General features: G+C 68.3%; 17 protein-coding genes. 8 read left to right on the top strand and 9 right to left on the bottom strand.

Going from position 1 to position 20,265, the window contains the following annotated elements; all coding sequences use genetic code 11:
- The first annotated feature begins 42 nt into the window (after window positions 1-42).
- The 5 genes from cysS (at window position 43) to JX552_RS28340 (ending at window position 5,513) form a co-directional block, all read left to right on the top strand.
- On the top strand, window positions 43-1,449 hold the full coding sequence (gene cysS, locus JX552_RS28360; protein WP_205875120.1) for a cysteine--tRNA ligase: 1,407 nt from the start codon (window positions 43-45) through the stop codon (window positions 1,447-1,449).
- A complete protein-coding gene (gene rlmB, locus JX552_RS28355; RefSeq protein WP_205875118.1) occupies window positions 1,450-2,379 on the top strand; it encodes a 23S rRNA (guanosine(2251)-2'-O)-methyltransferase RlmB in 930 nt (309 codons plus the stop codon).
- Window positions 2,380-2,774: 395 nt separating this feature from the next.
- On the top strand, window positions 2,775-3,074 hold the full coding sequence (locus JX552_RS28350) for a PE family protein (RefSeq protein WP_205875116.1): 300 nt from the start codon (window positions 2,775-2,777) through the stop codon (window positions 3,072-3,074).
- A 29-nt stretch (window positions 3,075-3,103) separates the two neighbouring features.
- Window positions 3,104-4,312: a PPE family protein gene (locus tag JX552_RS28345; RefSeq protein WP_205875115.1), complete on the top strand. Its 1,209-nt coding sequence runs from the start codon at window positions 3,104-3,106 to the stop codon at window positions 4,310-4,312.
- A gap of 4 nt (window positions 4,313-4,316) precedes the next feature.
- Window positions 4,317-5,513 carry a PPE family protein gene (locus tag JX552_RS28340; protein ID WP_205875113.1) on the top strand — a complete coding sequence of 399 codons (1,197 nt, stop codon included), beginning with the start codon at window positions 4,317-4,319 and terminating at the stop codon, window positions 5,511-5,513.
- Here JX552_RS28340 and JX552_RS28335 read toward each other — a convergent pair.
- The 7 genes from JX552_RS28335 to JX552_RS28305 are packed head-to-tail and all read right to left on the bottom strand — an operon-like array spanning window position 5,510 to window position 11,728.
- A complete protein-coding gene (locus tag JX552_RS28335) occupies window positions 5,510-6,751 on the bottom strand; it encodes an SLC13 family permease (RefSeq protein WP_205875111.1) in 1,242 nt (413 codons plus the stop codon). The two genes, JX552_RS28340 and JX552_RS28335, sit on opposite strands and share 4 nt — an antisense overlap.
- Before the next feature lie 3 nt (window positions 6,752-6,754).
- Entirely contained in the window at window positions 6,755-7,675 is a 921-nt protein-coding gene (locus tag JX552_RS28330; protein ID WP_205875109.1) for an MBL fold metallo-hydrolase, read from the bottom strand.
- A complete protein-coding gene (locus tag JX552_RS28325) occupies window positions 7,675-8,433 on the bottom strand; it encodes a LamB/YcsF family protein (RefSeq protein ID WP_205875108.1) in 759 nt (252 codons plus the stop codon). Before JX552_RS28325 ends, JX552_RS28330 begins: the two co-directional genes overlap by 1 nt.
- Window positions 8,434-8,459: 26 nt before the next feature.
- On the bottom strand, window positions 8,460-9,164 hold the full coding sequence (locus JX552_RS28320; protein ID WP_205875106.1) for a sensor domain-containing protein: 705 nt from the start codon (window positions 9,162-9,164) through the stop codon (window positions 8,460-8,462).
- Between the two features lie 57 nt (window positions 9,165-9,221).
- The gene (locus JX552_RS28315; protein ID WP_205875104.1) at window positions 9,222-10,070 is read right to left on the bottom strand and encodes a metal ABC transporter permease; all 849 of its coding nucleotides are present in this window, start codon (window positions 10,068-10,070) and stop codon (window positions 9,222-9,224) included.
- Entirely contained in the window at window positions 10,070-10,834 is a 765-nt protein-coding gene (locus JX552_RS28310; protein WP_205875102.1) for a metal ABC transporter ATP-binding protein, read from the bottom strand. The genes JX552_RS28315 and JX552_RS28310 overlap by 1 nt, the downstream gene beginning before the upstream one ends.
- 12 nt (window positions 10,835-10,846) lie before the next feature.
- Entirely contained in the window at window positions 10,847-11,728 is an 882-nt protein-coding gene (locus JX552_RS28305; RefSeq protein WP_205878729.1) for a metal ABC transporter solute-binding protein, Zn/Mn family, read from the bottom strand.
- Window positions 11,729-11,844: 116 nt separating this feature from the next.
- Between JX552_RS28305 and JX552_RS28300 the strand changes: the two genes are divergently transcribed.
- Window positions 11,845-12,924: an Rv3575c family transcriptional regulator gene (locus JX552_RS28300; RefSeq protein ID WP_205875101.1), complete on the top strand. Its 1,080-nt coding sequence runs from the start codon at window positions 11,845-11,847 to the stop codon at window positions 12,922-12,924.
- A gap of 166 nt (window positions 12,925-13,090) precedes the next feature.
- On the opposite strand, the gene kstR is transcribed toward JX552_RS28300, so the two are convergent.
- Window positions 13,091-13,690, bottom strand: a complete 600-nt coding sequence (gene kstR / locus JX552_RS28295) for a cholesterol catabolism transcriptional regulator KstR (protein ID WP_205878728.1) — start codon at window positions 13,688-13,690, stop codon at window positions 13,091-13,093.
- A 245-nt stretch (window positions 13,691-13,935) separates the two neighbouring features.
- Here kstR and JX552_RS28290 point away from each other — a divergent pair, with 245 nt between their 5' ends.
- Both JX552_RS28290 and JX552_RS28285 read left to right on the top strand, forming a co-directional pair.
- Complete coding sequence (locus tag JX552_RS28290) at window positions 13,936-16,047, top strand: acyl-CoA dehydrogenase family protein (RefSeq protein WP_205875099.1); 2,112 nt, start codon at window positions 13,936-13,938, stop codon at window positions 16,045-16,047.
- Window positions 16,048-16,902: 855 nt separating this feature from the next.
- Complete coding sequence (locus tag JX552_RS28285) at window positions 16,903-19,503, top strand: PE family protein (protein WP_205875097.1); 2,601 nt, start codon at window positions 16,903-16,905, stop codon at window positions 19,501-19,503.
- 199 nt (window positions 19,504-19,702) lie between these two features.
- Here the strand turns inward: JX552_RS28285 and JX552_RS28280 are convergent, their stop codons facing one another.
- Complete coding sequence (locus JX552_RS28280) at window positions 19,703-20,233, bottom strand: hypothetical protein (RefSeq protein ID WP_205875096.1); 531 nt, start codon at window positions 20,231-20,233, stop codon at window positions 19,703-19,705.
- Between the last annotated feature and the right edge of the window lie 32 nt (window positions 20,234-20,265).

The following is a 20,265-nucleotide window of genomic DNA, read 5'->3' as shown; positions in this document are numbered from 1 at the left end:
GCCGCCCGGGTGCTGCGGGTGTAGGCAGTAAGCTGGCACGTCGTGACCGATCGTGCCCAATTGCGGCTTCATGACACGGCGACGGGAGCCGTCCGTGATTTCGTGCCGCTGCGCGCCGGACACGTCTCCATCTACCAGTGCGGTGCCACCCCGCAGGGACTTCCACACATCGGGCATGTCCGCAGCGGCGTTGCCTTCGACATCCTGCGCCGCTGGCTGACGGCCCGTGGCTATGACGTCGCGTTCATCCGCAACGTCACCGATATCGACGACAAGATCTTGAACAAGGCCGCGGCGGCCGGGCGCCCCTGGTGGGAGTGGGCCGCCACGCACGAACGGGCGTTCACCGCCGCGTACGACGCTCTCGACGTCCTGCCGCCGTCGGCCGAGCCGCGGGCCACCGGGCACATCACCCAGATGGTCGAATTAATGGAACGCCTGATCGAAACCGGCCACGCCTACCCCGCGGCCGGCGACGTCTACTTCGATGTGCTCAGTTACCCGGACTACGGCCAGCTGTCCGGTCACCGCATCGACGATGTGCACCAGGGCGAGGGTGTGGCCACCGGCAAGCGCGACCAGCGTGACTTCACCCTGTGGAAGGGCGAAAAGCCCGGCGAGCCGTCCTGGCCGTCGCCGTGGGGAAGGGGACGGCCGGGCTGGCACATCGAGTGTTCGGCGATGGCTCGCACCTATCTGGGACCGGAATTCGACATCCATTGCGGCGGAATGGATCTGATCTTCCCGCACCATGAAAACGAGATCGCCCAGAGCCGCGCGGCCGGGGACGGGTTCGCCCGTTTCTGGCTGCACAACGGCTGGGTGACGATGGGCGGCGAGAAGATGAGCAAGTCGCTGGGCAACGTGGTGGCCATCCCGGCGATGCTGCAGCGGGTGCGCCCGGCCGAGCTTCGTTATTACCTCGGCAGCGCTCACTACCGGTCGATGCTCGAGTACACCGAGGTCGCGCTGCAGGACGCGGTGAAAGCGTATGTCGGCGTGGAGGAATTCCTGCACCGCGTGCGCAGCCGGGTGGGTGCGGTATACCCCGGCGAATGGACGTCCCGGTTCGCCGCGGCGCTCGACGATGACCTGGCGGTGCCGATGGCGCTGGCGGAGATTCACCAGAAACGCGCCGACGGCAACCGTGCCCTTGACACCGGCGATCACGAAGGTGCCCTCAAGAGCGCTGCATCCATTCGCGCGATGATGGGCGTTCTGGGTTGTGACCCGCTGGACGAGCGCTGGGAGACTCGCGACGAGACCTCGGCCGCGCTGGCGGCTGTCGACGTTCTGGTTCAGGCCGAACTCGAAAATCGGAAGAAGGCCCGGGAACAACGCAACTGGGCGTTGGCCGACGAGATTCGCGATCGGCTCAAACAGGCCGGCATCGAGGTCACCGACACCGCCGACGGCCCGCAGTGGACGTTGGGCGGTGACGGCAAGTAGATGGCCGGTAACTCGCAGCGCCGGGGGGCGATACGGAAGGCCGGCTCCAAGAAGGGGCCGACTGTCGGCTCGGGTGGCCAGCGCCGTCGCGGCCTGGAAGGTCGTGGCCCGACGCCGCCGGCGCACATGCGTCCCAATCATCCTGCCGCCAAACGCGGCAAGCCCCAACAGCAGCGGCCGACCAAGCCGGTCGACGAGGTCGAGACGGTGCTGGGCCGCAACCCGGTGGTGGAATGCCTGCGCGCCGGAGTGCCGGCGACCGCGCTCTACGTCGCCCTGGGTGTTGAGGCCGACGAACGGGTGACCGAATCCGTGGCCCGGGCCGCCGAGAAGGGGATCGCCATCCTGGAGGTGCCGCGCAGCGATCTCGACCGGATGACGTCCAACCACCTGCATCAAGGCATCGCGCTGCAGGTTCCGCCCTTCGACTACGCTCACCCCGACGACTTGGTGGCCAGCGCCTTGGAGGCTCCGCCGGCACTGCTGGTCGCCCTGGACAATATCTCCGACCCCCGCAATCTCGGCGCGATCGTGCGGTCGGTGGCAGCGCTGGGGGGGCACGGCGTGGTGATACCGCAACGTCGATCCGCCTCGGTCACCGCTGTCGCGTGGCGCACCAGCGCCGGGGCCGCGGCGCGAATCCCGGTCGCGCGTGCGACCAATCTCACCAGGACGCTGAGGGACTGGGCCGACCGCGGGTTGCAGGTAGTCGGATTGGACGCCGGTGGCGACACCATGTTGGACGACCTGGACGGCAGAGACCCGATGGTGGTAGTGGTCGGTTCGGAAGGCAAGGGCTTGTCCCGGCTGGTCCGGCAGAACTGCGACCAGGTGGTTTCCATTCCGATGGCCGGTCAGGCCGAATCACTGAATGCGGCGGTGGCCGCCGGAGTGGTGCTCGCCGAAATCGCGCGGCAACGCCGAAGCTGAGCTGCTGCACGGCCGGTCTGACTGGCTCCCGATTCCTATGAATGTTCATAGGAATCATGTCGACATAGCGAACTCAAAGAATCTTGACCGGCCCGTCGGTCGGTCCATCCTCGCGCGTTACGAGTCCTATTTTCGCTGCTCGTGATCCAATGCCAGCGCCAAAATTGAACTCAGGCTGAACAAAAGTTTGCAGCGGGTGAACACTTGCCGCTACCGGTTTCTGTGACTTCGCCTTCAATCTAACGTGTTTCATATGAGAACTCGCTAAAGGGGAGGATCACGGCACGTTAGCAATATAAGATACGCGACTTTTTCGCGGGTACCGCCGATGTGCGGTGGTGCCGTCTCAACCACTGGGCTTTGTAGCCAACGCACCGAGCATTCAAGGAGTAACGATGTCGTTCGTACGCACCTATCCGGAGCACCTGGCGGCCGCCGCCAGCAACCTGCAGTCGCTGGGCGCGGCTCTGAACGTGGGGAGCGCGGCGGCCGCCGGCCCCATCACCGGCGTGATTCCCGCCGCTGTCGACGAGGTGTCCATCCTGACCGCGACGCAATTCGCCACTCACGGTCAGCGGTTCCAGGAATTGAGCGTGCAGGGGGCCCGGATCCAGGCGATGCTCGCCGCGACCCTGGCGACCAGCGGCAACTCCTACGCCGAGACCGAGGCGGCAAACGCCGCTCTGGCTCACTGAGCGGCTGAAGGCATCGGGGAGTCCTTGCAATGGTGGATTACGGGATGTTGCCGCCCGAGGTCAATTCCGCGCGCATCTACGCCGGTCCCGGGCCGGCCTCACTGGTATCGGCAGCGGTGGCATGGAACAACCTTGCCGCTGATTTCCAGGCAGCGGCCTCGGGCCACCGATCGGTGATCGAGGGTCTGACCGCCGGCCCGTGGCTGGGTCCTGCTGCGGCGAAGCTGGTTTCGGCCGTTTCGCCGTTCGTCAGCTGGCTGAGCAGCAGCGCCGAGCAGGCCGCCGAGGCAGGAGGTCAGGCGGCCGCCGCGGCGACCGCCTATGAGCGTGCGTTCGCCGCCAGCGTCCCGCCGCCGTTGATTGCCTCGAACCGCACCATGCTGCAGCAGTTGGTCACCACGAACCTGCTGGGCCAGAACAGCGCGGCGATCTCGATGCTGGAGGCCCAGTACGGCGAGTTCTGGGCTCAGGACGCCGGGGCGATGTACACCTATGCCGGAACCTCGGCAGCCGCAACGAATTTGACGCCGCTGGCGGCACCGGCCGAGGTGGTGGACCCGATGGGGGTGGCCGACCAGGCCATCGCGGTCTTCAAGTCCGGGGGACAGGGTGTGCAAAACCAACTCAGCGCCCTGGGAGCACAGCTCACTCCTCGCGTCAGCGACGTGGTCAAGTCCCTGTCTTCGCCGCTCAACGGCGCCGGCCCACAGATCGACGCGTGGATCATGGCCAACACCCCGTTCGACGACATCGTGCCGCTGTACAGCAAGTATCTCTCGCCCTACGTCAACTCGCTGGCGGCGATGATTCAGTCGACGCAGACCATCGGGCAGAACACCAGCGGTTGGTCGGGCGTCGGCAACCTCGCGAACACGTTGTTCAAGCCAGCCGCTCCGGCGGCCGCGAAGGCCGCCGAAGGCGTTGCGGCGGCGGCAAGTGGTGCTGGACAAGCGGCTTCCGGTGCCGCGGGCAACCTCGGAGCCGGTCTCGGCGGCGTGGCTGGCAGCCTGGGCAAGGCTGTGCCGATCGGCGGCTTGTCGGCGCCCGCGAGCTGGGTCCCGTGGCACGCCACCACCAACCCGGGCTTTGTGTCGGCGATTCCGGCCGCCGCCGAAGGCGGCAACAGTTTTCCCATGGCTCCGCCGCTCGGGCAGTTCGTCAACGGTGGATACGGCCGCAACGTCCCGCAATACGGCTTCAAGCCCTCGGTCATGGCCAAGCCGCCAGCCGCCGGGTGAGCACATGGTTGACTACGGTTCGTTGCCGCCCGAGGTCAACTCGGGGCGGATCTACACCGGTCCCGGCCCAGGGCCGATGCTGGCCGCCGCGGCGGCGTGGAGCGGGCTGGCCGCGGACTTCCAGGCCGCTGCGGCGGGCCATCGGGCGGTGATCACCGAGCTGACCAGCGGGCCGTGGATAGGACCGGCGTCGGCGGCGTTGGTCGCGGCTGCGTCACCGTTCATCGGCTGGTTGGACGGCAGTGCTGAGGAGGCAGGGCAGGCGGCGACTCAGGCGTTCGCGGCCGCTGCGGCCTTCGAGACCGCCTTCGCGGCAACGGTTCCGCCGCCGGTGATCGCGGCGAACCGGGCACTGCTGGCTGTTCTGGTCGCCACCAACTTTCTCGGGCAGAACACCCCGGCGATGGCCGCGACCGAGGCCGCGTATCTCGAATTCTGGGCTCAGGATGCGGCAACCATGTACAACTACGCGGGTAGCTCGGCGGCCGCGACTCAGCTGCCCGAACTGCCTGAGCCGGCCGAGGTGGTTGACCCGGGCGGAGTGGCCGACCAGGCTGTCGCGGTCGTCAAGAGTGTCGGTGAATCCGTGCAGGCGCAGGTCAATAGCATTGGCGCACAGTTGGGAACACGGGTCGGCGACGTCTTGCAGACGCTTTCCTCTCCGCTGAACGGGCAAGGAGCCGCCATCGACCAGTGGATCATGGCCAACACCCCGTTCGACGACATCGTTCCGCTGTACAGCAAATACATCTCGCCGTACCTGAACGCGTTCGCGCAGGGCCTCCAAGACACGCTATTCGTTGGGGACGAAACCGCCGGCTTCGCCAAACTCGGCAGTTTTGCGAACGATCTTGGCACCGCTGCGGCGGCGGCCGAGAAGGCGGCGCAAGCTGCGGACGCGGCAGTGCCCAAACTCTCCAGCAGCGCCGGTGGGGTGGCGGCGGGTCTGGGCAGGGCGCTCCCGCTGGGTAGCGGGTTGTCGGTACCGGTGAGTTGGACTTCGGCCACCGCCCAGACCGGGTCCGGGGTGACGGCGATCAGCAATGCCACCTCGATTTCGGCGGCGGCAGAAGGGGTCGTGAGCGGCAACATGCCGGTGGCGCCGCCGGTCGGGCAAATCGTCAATGCCGGTAATGGCCGCAGGAGTCCCGCCTACGGGCACCGGCTGACGTTCATGACGAGACCGCCGGCGGCCGGCTAGACCCCGAACACCCGCACGCTCGCCCAGAGCGCGAGCACCGCCACCACCAGGGCGGGAGGAACGGTGCACAGCCCGAGCTTGGTGTACTCGCCGACTGAAGCCGGTACCCGGTGCTGGCGCAGCACCCGCCGCCACAGCAGGTTCGATAGTGAACCGACGTAAGTCAGATTGGGGCCGATGTTGACCCCGATCAGCACGGCCAGTACGGCCACGGGCCCGCTGCCCGCCACCAGCGGCACCAATACCAGGGTGGCCGGCAGGTTGTTGACGACGTTGGCGAGCACGGCGGCCAGTGCCGCGATCCCCAGCAGCGCGGCCAGACCGGATCCGGTCGGCACCAGCGCCGACATCTTGGCGGTCATCCCGTTGAGCATGACGGCTTGCACGACGACGCCCAGCGCCAGCACGAACACTAGGAACCAAATGTTCACCGCTGCCAGGACCTCGCCCACCGTCGTGCGCCGGTGGCGCAGGCTGCGCGCTGCCAGCACCGACGCACCGGCCAGCGCCGCCCAGGCGGGAGCGATGTCCAACCACTCGGCCGCGGCGAATCCCACGAGCGTCAGCGCAACCACCGCCAGCACGAACACCGGAGGTCTCGGCGGGGGGCCGAAATGTTCCGGGTCGGGCTGGATGCGCAGGTCCTTGGCAAAGAACAGGCGAAAGACCAGGTAGACGGTAGCTATCGAGCACAGCCAGGGCAACGCCATCAGCAGGGTGAACCTGGTGAAGGAGATGTCGGCGCCTCGGTAGACCAGCAGGTTGGTCAGATTCGACACCGGTAGCAACAGCGAGGCGGTGTTGGCCAAGTGAGCGGTGGCGTAGGCATACGGCGGCGCCGCGGACCGCAACTGGCGCACCGTCGCGAGCACCACCGGGGTCAACAACACCACGGTGGCGTCGAGGCTGAGCACCGCGGTGATGGTGGCGGAAATGACGAAGACCTGGCGCAGTAGACCGTATGACCCGGAGCTCGCACGCGCCATCGCCGCGCCGGCGGCCTCGAACAGGCCTTCGTCATCGCACAATTTGGCCAGCACCAGCACCGCGCCCAGGAACGCTACGACCCGGGCCAGTCCGGACACCTGAGCTACGGCCTGGTGCGGCGATATCGCGCCGAGCGCGATCAGCACGGCCGCCGCCGGGACGGCCGCCACCGCTTCCGGCCAGCCCCGGGGACGCGCCACCGCGAATCCGAGCACGACCGCCAGCAGCGCCAGCGAGAGGACCAGAAGCAACGTCTATGCCCAGGGGTCTTCGCGACGAAAGACCGTGGGCAGTTGCAGGCAGACTCCGTCCCGTGCGGCGAGTTCGTCCAGCACGCTCATCGACACGTTCAGGTCGTCGCCGGCAAAGGGCAAGGCCCGCAACGGCTTTGACAGCGGGCGGAAGAAATCGTCCCAGTGGATCGGGATGATCCGACGCGCGCCCACCGCGCGCACCGTCTCATTCCAGTACTCGGTGATGTATGACCTGGACTGCAGTCCGAGTTGCCCGACGCTGAGGTAGGCCGCGTCGGCGCGCATCCCGTGCAGGGCGCCGGCGAGGTAGCCGGCGCTGCCCTGAATGAGCAGGCGCCGGTCCGACTGCCGGTGGTGAATCAGTGCCGACCAGGACTCGCCGCAGCGGTAAGCCGACGCCTTCACCGGTGGTCGCACCGGAGCCGTGATCGCACCCGGAAAACGGTCGGGTGGGCAGTGATGTGACTCGGTCAGCGTGACGTCGTAGGCGCCTAACGTCATCGGCACACCGGAGGTCGCTACCAGGATCCGATCCGCCGGGAGTCCGTACCCGCGGCCGATATTGGCAGCCGATTCGCCACCGACCAGTTGGGCGCCGGTGCGATCGGCCACCAGGGCGGAGTCCAGCGCGTGGTCGATGTGGGTATGCACCGGGATGACCGCGGCAAGTCGCGATACCTTGGCCCGCGCCAGACACCCGTCCACGCGCGCCGCGGACGGGGCCACCTTCCCGGCCGCCACCGAGGCCAGTCCGGGTCTGGAGAAATAGCCGTCCGTCATCAATGCCGAGGTGCCGTCGTCGACAAGTACCGTCGCGACTCCCATCCACGTGACCCAGAGCGGTGAATAACGTTGCGCTATCTGTACATTGAACCGGTCGGCATATTGGCTGAGATCCGGACGCCCGATTTTGAGTCGCATCAGCAGAATGCCCCGATCTCGACTCCGGCGGTGCGGAGGTATTCGTGCACGGCCGCCGCGATCTGTACGGCACCGGGTGAATCGCCATGTACACAAATGGATTCCGCGTCGAGCGCCAGCGCCGTACCGTCGGTCGCGGTTACCTCCCCGGTGGTCACCATATTCACCACTCGGCGTGCAATCAGCGCCGGGTCATCAAGCACCGCACCGGGTTCCCGGCGGGGGACCAGGCGCCCGTCGGGCTGGTAGGCGCGGTCGGCGAACGCCTCGGCCACCGTGCGCAGACCGCGCCGGTCGGCTTCCTCGAAGAACGCCGAACCCGACATGCCCAGCACGGGCAACGAAGCGTCCACCGTCGCCACCGCCTCGGCGACAGCGGCAGCCTGATCACGATGGGAGACAATCGAATTATAAAGTGCTCCATGTGGTTTCACGTAGGATACCGCCGATCCTGCGGCCTGTGCGATGGCCTGCAGGGCGCCGATCTGGAAGACGACATCGGCCAGCAGATCCTCCGGGGCGACGTCGATGAAGCGTCGGCCGAAGCCGACCAGATCCTGATAGCTCACCTGTGCGCCGATCCGCACGCCGCGTCGTGCCGCAGATCTGCACACGCGCAACAGACCCGCCGGATCGCCGGCGTGAAAGCCGCACGCCACGTTGGCGCTGCTGACGATACTGAGCATGGCGTCGTCGTCACCGAGTTGCCAGACCCCGAATCCTTCGCCCAGGTCGGCGTTGAGGTCGATGCGGGCCACCTCGCCAGCTTAGAAGGCCGCGCCGGCTACAGCTTGGCGACCTTGGTGGCGATCTGGTTGGCGATGTCGGTCGCCGACGGGCCGGTTTCCTTGTAGGCGCACGTGACGATGTCGATGGCGAGGTTATTGCGCACGGTCAAGGCGCGCTGGCAGGACCAGCCGTTCCCGGCCTCCTGGACCTGCGAGCTGGTCAGCATGCCGTTGCTGCTCGTCACCTCGCCCACCGACCAGATGGTGACGGGCTGGTTGGGGCTGCCGTCGTCGAACCGACGGTTGGAGCAGGACTTCCAGCTCTGGACCGAGGAGTTGTAGAAGTTGCTGGCGTCCTGGGCGTTCGGGAAGGCGACCACCGCCTGGATCGCGTAGTGCTTGCGCTTCTTGGAGTCGTCGATGCTGTCATCGAGGCGCTGGCCGCGCATCGACGTCCACCCGGTGCCCTCGTAGACCTTGTCTTGGGCGGCGCCGTCCACGGCCAGGCAGTTTTTGTCGTTGATGTTCTTGCTCCAGTCCCACATGCCCTTGGCCTTGAACCAGACCTTCATCGACGTGGCGCCCAAGGCACTGTTGATGCGCCCGGGATCCAGCATGAGGTCGTCCAACGCACTGACCGGTATCGGTGTCTGGTTCGCCAGGCCGGCCTTGTCGCCGGCGACAGCGTTTCCGTCGACGACGTCGGTGCAGCCGGCCACCAACGTGCACGCAGCGACCAGCACGGTAATCTGCAGGCGCACTCGATCCCCCCTCCCCGCGGCCCCCTGTCGCGAGTGTTCTGTCAGCTTAAGTGCTGCTCAGCGCTGTCGCCCGAGTAACCAGCAGAACAGGTAGATGACGAAGGAGATGGCGGCTACGAAGACCGATACGGGGACGCCGGGGGCCAACGACAACACGATTCCCCCGACCGCCGCGATCTCGGCGAACAGCACCGAGGCGGCGATGGCGGCCCCCGGCGAATTGATCACCCGAGCGGCCGCCGCGGCGGGAGTGATCAGCAACGACATCACCAAGAGCGCGCCGACGATCTGGACCGCCTGCGCGGCCACCACACCTACCATCGCGGCGAACACGATGCCCAATACCCGCACCGGCACGCCACGGGCGGCCGCGACGTCCGGATCGACCGTGGCGAAGAGCAGGGGGCGATAGCAGGTACCCAACACGCCCACGACCAGCGCACACACCACGGCCAGCATGACCAGACCGGAGTAGCCGACGCCGACGATCTGGCCGGTGAGCAGCGCGAAGCTGGTCCCGGTACGGCCCGGATAGAGGTGGATGAACAGCACCGCCAGGCCCATCCCGAAGGCCAGCACCACCCCGATCACCGAATCCCGCTCGCGGGCGCGCTGACCCAGGATCCCGAACAGCGCGGCCGCCAGGGCACTGCCGACCAGCGCGCCGATCCCCACCTCGAACCCCGCCAGCAGCGCGAAAGCGGCTCCGGTCAAAGACAGTTCGGCCGAGCCGTGCACCGCGAAGGACATCTGCCGCATCACGATGAACGGTCCGATCAGCCCGGCCACCAACCCCAGCAGGGCCGCCGCGGCCAGCGCATGCTGTACGAAGTCGTGCCTGAGCAGATGAAGGGTCAGGTCGAAGGCGAACAGGTGGTCCAGCATTTCGGTGAGCCGCTCGTTCATCACACCTGCCCGTCCGGGGCCCCGACCACGAAGTAGCGGCCTTTCACCTTGACCACTTCGATGTCGGCCCGGTAGAGCTCGGACAGCGTCTGCGCCGTCATCACCTGGTCGACCTCGCCGCTGCGGAATCGACCGTCGACCAGGTACAACACCCGATCGACGTACGGCAGGATCGGATTGAGCTCGTGAGTCACCACGATGACGGCGGTACCGGCAGCATTGCGGCGCCGGTGGATGAGTTCGGCGACCCGTTTGGCGTTGGCCGGGTCCAGGGTCAACAGTGGTTCGTCGTACAGCATCAGCGCCGGGTCGCTGACCAGCGCTTGCGCGATGCGCACCCGCTGCAGCTCGCCGCCGGACATCAGTCCTACCCTGACGTCGGCCAAGCGTTCGCCGTTGACTTGCTGCAGGGCCGCTCGCACGGCATCGTCGCGGCGTTGCCGCGGTGCCCGACGCAGCCCCCAGGCACCCCAGCGGTGCCCGTCGACGCCGAGCGCGACCAGATCGCGTCCGCGCAGCATCACTTCCCGGTCGATCGGATGATGTTGCGGCACATACCCGACCGGGCCGTTCACCGTCGCCGTCCCGGCGCTCAGCGGAAGCTGACCTAGCAACACCTTGAGTAGTGACGTCTTGCCGGTCCCGTTGGGTCCCAGCACCGCGATGAATTCGCCGGCCGCCACCGACAGGTCGAGGTGGTCCCAGAGCACGCGGTTACCGAAGGCCAGCCGGGCGCTGGTCAGCGCGACAACTTGAGGTTTCACGGACGCACCCGGTTAGCGGCCGGCGGCCGACTGCAGGGCGGCGGTCAGCTGGGCGACGGTGGTGCGCTGCCAGCTCAGGTAGTCCGAGCCGCTGGGCAGGCTCTCGGACACTTCGGTCACCGGTACGCCGGATTGCCGGGCGGCGGCTTGCAGGTCTGCGGTGGCGGCGGTCGCGGTCTGCGGATTGACCAATAGTGCCGCCACCTGCCGGCGGTTGATCAGATCCAGTGCGGAAGCCATGTCGGTCGGCGCGGGATCGGCGCCGTCCTCGTCGGCCATCGCGAACCCGACCGGAGTGCGGTCGGTCAGGCCCGCCGCCGTCAGCAGGTAATGCACGACAGGCTCGGTCGCGATGACGCCGGTGGCCGGGTACCTGGTCGCGATCGCGCGCTCGGAGCTGGCGATCGCGTCGGCGCCGCGGCCGAACTGGGCCGCATTGGCGCGGTAATCCGCCGACTTGAGCGGGTCGATGATCGCCAGCCGCTCGGCGATGGTGATGGCCACCGCCTTGGCGACGGCGAGGTTGTAGAACACGTGCTCGTCGGGCGCCTCGCGCGCCGGCGGGAGAAACGAGTACGCGTCGATCGCGTGGATACCGGGGTGGCCGGCCAGCACCCGGTCTACCCAGGGGTCATAGCCGCCGCCGTTGTAGATCACCAGGTCGGCATCGGTCAGTGCCGCCGCGTCGGCGGGAGTCGCCTGATACGAGTGTGGATCGACGTCCGCGCCGCTCAGGATGGATTTGACCACGATGTGGCCGCCGGCGACGGCACGTGCGACGCTGCCCCACACCTCGGTGGAGGCCACCACGGCTACCGCACCCGGGTGCTCCGGACCACCCGACGCGCAACCCGTCAAAGTGGTGGCGCAGACCAGGCAGACCGCAAGCCGCATCCGCACGTCGCATCCTCTCGCCCGGCCGGTTGGCCGACGCATAATACTAATGAAAATCGTTTCCATTAGAAAGTCGGTCGATCCGGCCGACGGGAATCGCTGTAGCGTCACCGAACGTGAGTCCCACACCGCGCAGGCGGGCGACTCTGGCGTCGTTGGCAGCCGAGCTCAAAGTGTCGCGCACCACGATCTCGAACGCCTTCAACCGACCGGATCAGCTCTCGCCAGAACTCCGTGACCGGGTCTTCGCCACGGCCAAGCGGCTGGGCTATGCGGGGCCCGACCCGGTGGCGCGCTCGCTGCGCACCCGCAAGGCCGGCGCGGTCGGTCTGGTGATGACCGAGCCGCTGACCTATTCCTTCAGCGACCCGGCGGCCCGCGATTTCGTTGCCGGAGTGGCGCAGTCATGCGAAGAACTCGGGCAGGGGCTGCTGCTGGTGGCGGTGGGCCCGAACCGCAGCATCGAGGACGGCACCTCCGCCGTGCTGGGTGCCGGGGTGGACGGCTTCGTGGTCTATTCCGTCGGTGACGACGACCCCTATCTGCAAGTGGTCCTGCAGCGGCGGCTGCCGGTCGTGGTGGTCGATCAACCCGTGGACCTGCCGGGGGTGTCCCGGGTGGGCATCGATGACCGGTCGGCGATGCGTGAGATCGCCGAGTACGTGCTGGGTCTGGGGCATCGGGAGATCGGGCTGCTGACCATGCGGCTGGGCCGGGACCGCAGGCAGGGCCTAGTCGACGCCGAGCGGCTGAAGTCTCCGACCTTCGACGTACAGCGGGAACGGATCATCGGTGTCTGGGAGGCGATGACGGCCGCCGGCTTGGACCCCGACTCGCTGACCGTGGTGGAAAGCTACGAGCACCTGCCGACCTCCGGCGGCGATGCCGCCAAGGTGGCCCTGGACGCCAATCCCCGAATCACCGCGCTGATGTGCACCGCCGACATCCTGGCGCTGTCAGCGATGGATTACCTGCGTGCGCATGGCATTTACGTTCCCGGTCAGTTGACGGTCACCGGTTTCGACGGGGTCGAGGACTCGCTGAGCCGCGGCCTGACGACGGTGGCCCAGCCCAGCCTGCAGAAGGGTCGTCGCGCGGGCGAACTGGTGCTCAGGCCGCCGCGGTCTGGATTGCCCGCGGTTGAACTGATGGCCACCGAGCTCATCCGGGGGCGTACCTCGGGACCCCCCGGCTAGCCGATGGTCGCGACCCGCGGCGACCGGCCTACGGCCGCTCTTGCGATCGCGACTGGCCAGCTGGTCGCGACCCGCGGCGACCGGCCTACGGCCGCTCTTGCGATCGCGACTGGCCAGCTGGTCGCGACCCGCGGCGACCGGCCTACGGCCGCTCTTGCGATCGCGACTAGCAGTTCTCGTGATCGCCGATCAGCAGCCGCACGGCCAGATCCAGCCGCTTGCTCACGTCGGTGGCTGAGGCGCGGCGGGTGAGCCACGCCAGCAGGTTGGACAGCCACACATCGGAGATCACCCGGGCGATGTGGTACTGATCCTCGGTCGGCTCGCCATCGCTCATCGCGCGGGCGAACATGCTGTCGATCAGCTTTTCGACTTGGTCGACTTCGCTGGCCGCCGATGCGTCGGCGAACACGTAGGCGCGCGTCATGGCCTCGGTCAACAGGGGGTTGCGCTGCATCGCGCGGTTGAGCTTGCCCACCATGAAGTTCAGCCGCTGGAACGGCGTGCCGCCGGCCACCGTGGAACGGTCGGTTTTGGCGTCGATGCGGCTGAACTCGCGGCCCAGCGCCGAAACCAGCAGGTGCACCTTCGACGGGAAGTACCGGTAGAGCGTTCCGACGGCCACGTCGGCGCGGTCGGCGACGGCGCGCATCTGCACCGCTTCGTAGCCGCCCTTCGACGCGATGGCCATGGTGGCGTCCAGGATTCGCTTGCGGCGCTCGCGTTGTGCTTCCGAGCCGAGCTCGGACTCAGCCAATACGGCCATGTTCACAACCTCGCGCGGTTGGCCGTCGGGCGACATGTGGCAGGCAGCTCCTCATGCGGGCGATTCGATCGCGAACGATACGCATTCATCGCGTTAATCTCCCACCTCCCTATGGCCGGGCCAACGTCCGTGTACTGGCCTGATGACCACCGACTTGACGGTCGATCGGTTCCACTATTAGAACACGTTCTAGTGTGGAGGAAAGATATCTTGGAATGTGAATTTGACGACGCGGAGGACTGCTGGTGGTAGCGACCGTCACCGACGAACAGTTCGCGGCCCGCGAGCTGGTGCGCGACTGGGCCCGCACCGCGGCGTCGGGGCAGACCGCGAGCGCGGCGGTCCGCGCCGTCGAACAAGGGGATCCCGACGCCTGGCGGCCGGTGTACGCCGGCCTGGCCGACCTGGGGATCTTCGGCGTCGCAGTGTCCGAGGACGACGGTGGCGCCGGAGGCAGCATCGGCGATCTGTGCGCCATGGTCGAAGAGGCGGCCAAGGCGCTGGTGCCGGGTCCGGTCGCCACGACGGCGCTGGCGACCCTGGTCGTCACCGATCCCGACCTGCGGGGCGCGCTGATGTCCGGTGACCGCGTTGCCGGGCTGGGGCTCGAAGGTGACGTGAGTATGGACGGAACGACGGTCTCGGGGGCTGTGCCGTGGGCACTCGGCGCTTGCGCCGGTGGCGTCCTGCTGGTGCCTGTCGACGGCAATTGGTTGCTCATCGATCTCGACGCTGACGGCGTCGCGCTGGAACCGTTGGAGGCCGCCGACTTCTCCCGTCCGCTGGCCCGGGTCGAGTTGACCGCGGTGGCGGGGACGGTGATCGAAACTCCCGGTGTAGGAGACCTGGCGGCGACCGTGCTGGCCGCTGAGGCCGCCGGCATCACCCGCTATGCGCTAGAAACCGCTGTCGCCTACGCCAAGGTGCGCGAGCAGTTCGGCAAACCCATCGGCAGCTTCCAGGCCATCAAGCACATCTGCGCCGAGATGCTGTGCCGTGCCGAGCAGGCTGAGGTGGCCGCGAGTGATGCAGCCGGGGCGGCGTCCGAATCCGATTCCCAGCAATTCGCCATCGCGGCGGCCGCGGCCGCCAGCATCGGCATCGCTTCGGCGAAGGCCAACGTCAAGGACTGCATTCAGGTGCTCGGCGGAATCGGCTGCACCTGGGAGCACGACGCGCATCTCTATCTGCGCCGGGCCCATAGCAACAGCCGCTTCTTGGGCGGTCTCGAGCACTGGCTGCGCACGGTCGCCGCGCTGACCCAGGACGGGGTGCGGCGCAAACTGTCGATCGACCTGACCGAGGTCGAGGGGCAGCGTGCCGAGATCGCCGCAGCGGTTGCGGAAGTGGCTTCTTTGCCGGCCGAGAAGCGACAGGTGGCCCTGGCCGAGGCGGGGCTGCAAGCACCGCACTGGCCGCCGCCTTACGGGCGCGGTGCGGGGCCGGCCGAGCAGCTACTGATCGACGAGGAGATGGCCGCCGCCGGCGTGGAGCGCCCGGACCTGGTGATTGGCTGGTGGGCGGCGCCGACCATTCTCGAATACGGCACGCCCGAGCAGATCGAGCGTTTCGTGCCCGCCACTCTGCGCGGCGACTTCCTATGGTGTCAGCTGTTTTCCGAGCCGGGCGCCGGTTCGGACCTGGCGTCTTTGCGTACCAAGGCCGTCCGCGGCGATGGTGGCTGGCAGCTCACCGGGCAGAAGGTGTGGACGTCGGCCGCGCACAAAGCCGCGTGGGGGGTGTGCCTGGCCAGGACGGACCCCGATGTCCCCAAACACAAAGGCATCACGTACTTCCTGGTCGACATGAAGTCGCCAGGGATCGAGATTCGGCCGCTGCGCGAGATCACCGGTGACTCGCTGTTCAACGAGGTCTTCCTGGACAACGTGTTCGTCCCAGACGAAATGGTGGTCGGTACGGTCAACGACGGTTGGCGGCTGGCTCGCACCACGCTGGCCAATGAGCGGATCGCGATGGCCACCGGAACCGCGCTGGGCAACCCAATGGAAGAGCTGCTGCTGGTACTGGCCGGGATGGAACTTGATGCGGCACAACAGGATCGGCTGGCCAAGCTGATTCTGCTGGCGCAGGCCGGGGCATTGCTGGATCAGCGCATCGCTCAGTTGGCCGTCGGCGGCAAGGACCCCGGCGCGCAGTCCAGCGTGCGGAAGCTGATCGGCGTGCGCTACCGGCAGGGGCTGGCCGAGTTCGTCATGGACGTGTCCGACGGCGGCGGCCTGGTGCGCAACCGCGCCGTGTTCGACTTCTTGAACACGCGGTGTTTGACGATTGCCGGAGGGACCGAGCAGATCCTGCTCACGGTGGCGGCCGAGCGGTTGCTGGGCTTGCCGCGGTAGTCGCAACCAGCTAACGGCTGGCGATAGATACTGTCCGCGCCGCGGATCAGTGCTGCGATGATCGAGATCAGCATGCCGACCGGGTGACCGCCCCGGACTGTGGGCTGGTCGATTGCGGGCCGACGTGCGTGCCGATCAATCATGAATGTCATTCCTGTTCAGCTAGTTTCAACATGACATTGATTTGCACAACACGAGGGTCGGCTACTCAACCACCGCCGACTCCGCGGCGAAGACAAAAACTGAGGCGATGAAATGCCCTTGACCTAGCGTAATTACGGACGTCAACACTCGTATTGTGCGATCCGAAAGGCGTTTTCGCCGTCACGGTCCTTGGGAACCATCAGACCGTCCAGCCGGTCGATACTGCGATTCGAGTCGCTGACGCCGTGGCCGCCAGCTTTCGCAAGCGCCCATGTGAGGGTTGACGGCAGGGCGACGCGCCAGCGTCGACGGCGTTACCCGGCTCTCAACAGACTCGTCGATCGTCACGCGTGATCGGCGTCCGCCACTTCGTGGGACGCTATCGCCACTTCGCAGGTCGCGGGCTCGGCCGACCGGTGCTGCCGGGGAGGATTCCCGTGGAGCGATCGCTCGGCAGAGGTAGGCCCCGACGCGACGACCGCCGTTGGCGTTCTGCCCCACAGTGACTGGGATCGTCGCCGCTGCGTTCAGATGCACCGTCTTACCGGCGATTTCGGGCGCTCGCACCAGGCGAGGCGCACGTGGGCAGCCGTGCCGCCCGAAATTTTCTTGCGCCTAAAGGTATGGAAAGCCCTGTTAATCCGACTGAACGTCGTTCTAATATGTCGCCTAATTTGAGTTCGCGATCAACCGGCCCAGGAGGCAATGCAGATGTCCTTTCTCACCGCCGTCCCAGCGGAATTGAATGCGACCGCCGTCCAGTTGTCGGGTATGGGTGCGGCAATCAGGCAGGCCGGTTTAGGCGCGGCAGGGTCAACGGCGCAGATTCTGCCGGCGGCTGAGGATGAGGTGTCGGCGGCGATCGCGGCGCTGTTCGGGTCCTACGCCCGGGACTACCAGGGTCTGAGTTTGCAGGTGGCGCGGTATCACGACCAGTTCGTGCAGGCGTTGGGTCGCGGCGGCGCGGCGTATGCGGCCACTGAAGCGGCTAGTGCCGGGCCGCTGCAAGGTCTCCTGGATGTCATCAACGCGCCCACTAATGCGCTGCTGGGGCGACCGCTGATCGGCAATGGCGCTGATGGGGCGGCCGGAACCGGCCAGGCCGGCGGCGCTGGGGGTCTCTTATTCGGTGATGGTGGCAGGGGAGGTTCGGGAGCGGCGGGCAAGGCGGGTGGCGCGGGCGGCTCGGCGGGGTTGTTCGGTAATGGCGGCGCCGGCGGTGCCGGAGGCGCGGCCGCCGTCGCTGGTGGCGCCGGGGGTTCCGGCGGGGCAGGTGGGGCCGGTGGATTCTTGGGTGGTAGCGGCGGTGCAGGCGGGATCGGCGGCGCCGGCGGGGCCGGGGCGGCCGGGCTGGCCGGCGGGGTCGGTGGGGCCGGCGGAGCCGGTGGGGTCAGCCGAACCTTGATCGGCTGGGCCGGCGGGGCCGGCGGGGCCGGTGGCGTCGGCGGCGCGGGCGGTGTGGGTGCGGCCGGCGCCGTCGGGGGTACGGGGGCCGTGGGCGGTGCCGGCGGGGCCGGCGGTGCCGGCGGGGCGGCGGTCGGTCCTTTGGGCGTGGGCGGCTTGTTCGGCGGCGGCGGTGCCGGCGGTCACGGCGGGGTTGGCGGTATCGGCGGCCAGGGAGGTATCGGCACCGACCACAGCGCCACGATCGGCCAGGTCGGCGGGCTGGGTGGCAACGGCGGCACCGGTGGTGCGGGCGGAGCGTCCGGCGCCGGTGGTGCGGGCGGATTCTTTGGTACCGCTGGGCAGGCGGGTATCGCTGGCGACGGCGGCCAGGGTGGTGCGGGTGGACAAGGCGGAGCCGGTGGTTCCGGCGCGGCGGCACCTGCGCCGGGAGCGACCGGCGATTCCGGTGCGCGCGGCGGGGCCGGCGGTACCGGTGGTGCCGGTGGCGCCGCAGGTGCGGGTGCTGGTGGTCGCCAGGGTGCCGGTGGTGTGGGCGGTAGTGGCGGGGTAGGCGGTACCGGCGGTCAGGGTGGCATCGGGGCCGACGGGACCGACCCGGCGCAGGCTGCCCAGGGTGGCGGTGATGGCGGGACCGGCGGGACCGGCGGGGACGCGGGGACTGGTGGTGTCGGGTTCGGTGGCACGGCGGCCTCGGGCCAGGCCGGTGACGGTGGTGCCGGCGGCGTTGGCGGCACCGGTGGGCGCGGTGCGGACTTCACCGCGGCGGTCGCGGCCGGTCAGCAGGGTGGTCAGGGCGGCCAGGGTGGGGCTGGTGGCACCGGCGGTGCCGGTGGTGCCGCGGGTAACGGTGGGGGCGGCAATCAGGGTGCTGGTGGGGTGGGCGGTAGCGGCGGGGCCGGCGGCAACGGCGGTGCCGGCGGCAACGGCGCCGATAGCTCGTCCGTAACCCAGTCCGGCGATGCCGGGGGGACCGGCGGGACCGGCGGGACCGGCGGGGACGCCGGGGCGGGTGGCAGCGGCTTCGGCGGCACAGCCGCAGGCGGCAAAGGCGGCACCGGCGGTATCGGCGGTGGCGGTGGGACCGGTGGTAAGGGCTTCGGCAGCGCAGTGTTTGGTGTCTCCACCACACAGGGCGGCATCGGCGGCACCGGTGGCACCGGCGGCCTCGGTGGAAACACGCCCTTCGGCGGACAGAACGGCACGGGCGGTCAGGGCGGCACCGGCGGCACCGGCGGCTCAGGCGGCGAATACGATGTGCCGTCCATCGCGATTGGAAACGGGGGTGGTGGTGGCGGCGGCGGCGCCGGCGGCGCCGGCGGTCAAGCGGGCACCGGCACCGGCCCCCTCGGAACGGGTGGCAGCGGCGGCATGGGTGGCACCGGCGGTACCGGCGGGAATGCCACCAGCGCAAAGCTCACCGGATTTGGTGGTGTGGGAGGCGGCGGAGGCGTCGGTGCATTCGGCACAACGGCGCCGGGCGCCGGCGGCGCTGGCGGCGGCGGCGGCGCCGGCGGCCATGTGACCGCGACCGGCGGGGCTGCCGGCGGTGGCGGTGGTGGTGGCGGCGCTGCGGTCGCCCTCGGCGGGCAGGGCGGCAGCGGCGGCGCCGGTGGCGACGTCGGCACCGAGATACCCGCTCGAACAGGCGGGTCCGGCGGTGCGGGCACCTTCTTCGTGCCCGGTTCTGCCGGCGGCGGTGGAGGCGGCGGGGGCGCCGCCGTCGATATCCTCGGCGTCTTCGCCGACGGCGGCAACGGTTTCGCAGGTAACAACGGTAGCGGTGGCGGCGCCGGTGCTGTCGGAGGAAACAGCGGTGGGTCCGGGGGCTCCAGCCCAGGACAAGGTGGTCAAGGAGGGATCGGGTACAACAGCATCGGCAACGGTGGCACTGGCGGCTCCACCTAAAGTGCTGCCCAAACGTCCGCTGACTGACCGATACCCTGCGACCCGCTGTCTGCGACTCGTCGCCACGAGGTGGCGGGCGAAAGCAGGCGTAATGAGGGCTGGAATGTCATCCGGTATTTCCGCGCCACAGCTAAGCCGTTCTTGTCACCCGGAACCGCCTAACCAGGTGCAGTGACCAGTTGCGACGGCGCAGCCACCCCTAGGAGAAGTTCGTCTGCGCGCAGGTGCTGGGGGAGGTGAGGTTGACCCCCGAGTAGACCACCTGCATGTGCGTGCACACGAAGACCATCACGTTGGTCATCGGCTGCCCGGTGGCCCAGCTGGTCGAGTCAATGACGCCGGTGGTCTGGTACTTGTCCGGCGGCCCTTCGCCGAAGTAGACGGTGGTGATCACGTCGCCCCCACCGGTTTTCATCACCCGCTCGAATTGGCTGGTGGCGTGGGCGTCCAAGTACGCCACCCGGCTGTTGGAGCGGATCTCGGTTGTCTGGCGCGCCCACAGGCCGGGTGGGAAACCCGCCGGCCCGTCGGGCGTCATCAGGTTTGCGCCCGCGACGAAGTCGCAGCTGCCGTTGCCGTGGCAGTCGACGAAGCTGTGCGTCTGAATCTGCGTCGCGTCATCGACGGGGAAAAGCGTGGTCGCGGTGTTGCTGGCGGCCGCAGCCGTGGGAGCGGGCGCCAACGCTGCCAGCAGCCCACCCAGCGCCAGACCTGGTAACAGCCGCTTCATCCTGCTCCCCTTCCCACCGATCGCCAAGCAGA

Origin of the sequence: Mycobacterium gordonae (assembly GCF_017086405.1) — a bacterium.
Classification (GTDB): domain Bacteria; phylum Actinomycetota; class Actinomycetes; order Mycobacteriales; family Mycobacteriaceae; genus Mycobacterium; species Mycobacterium gordonae_D.
This window is presented reverse-complemented; position numbering and strand designations above follow the sequence as displayed.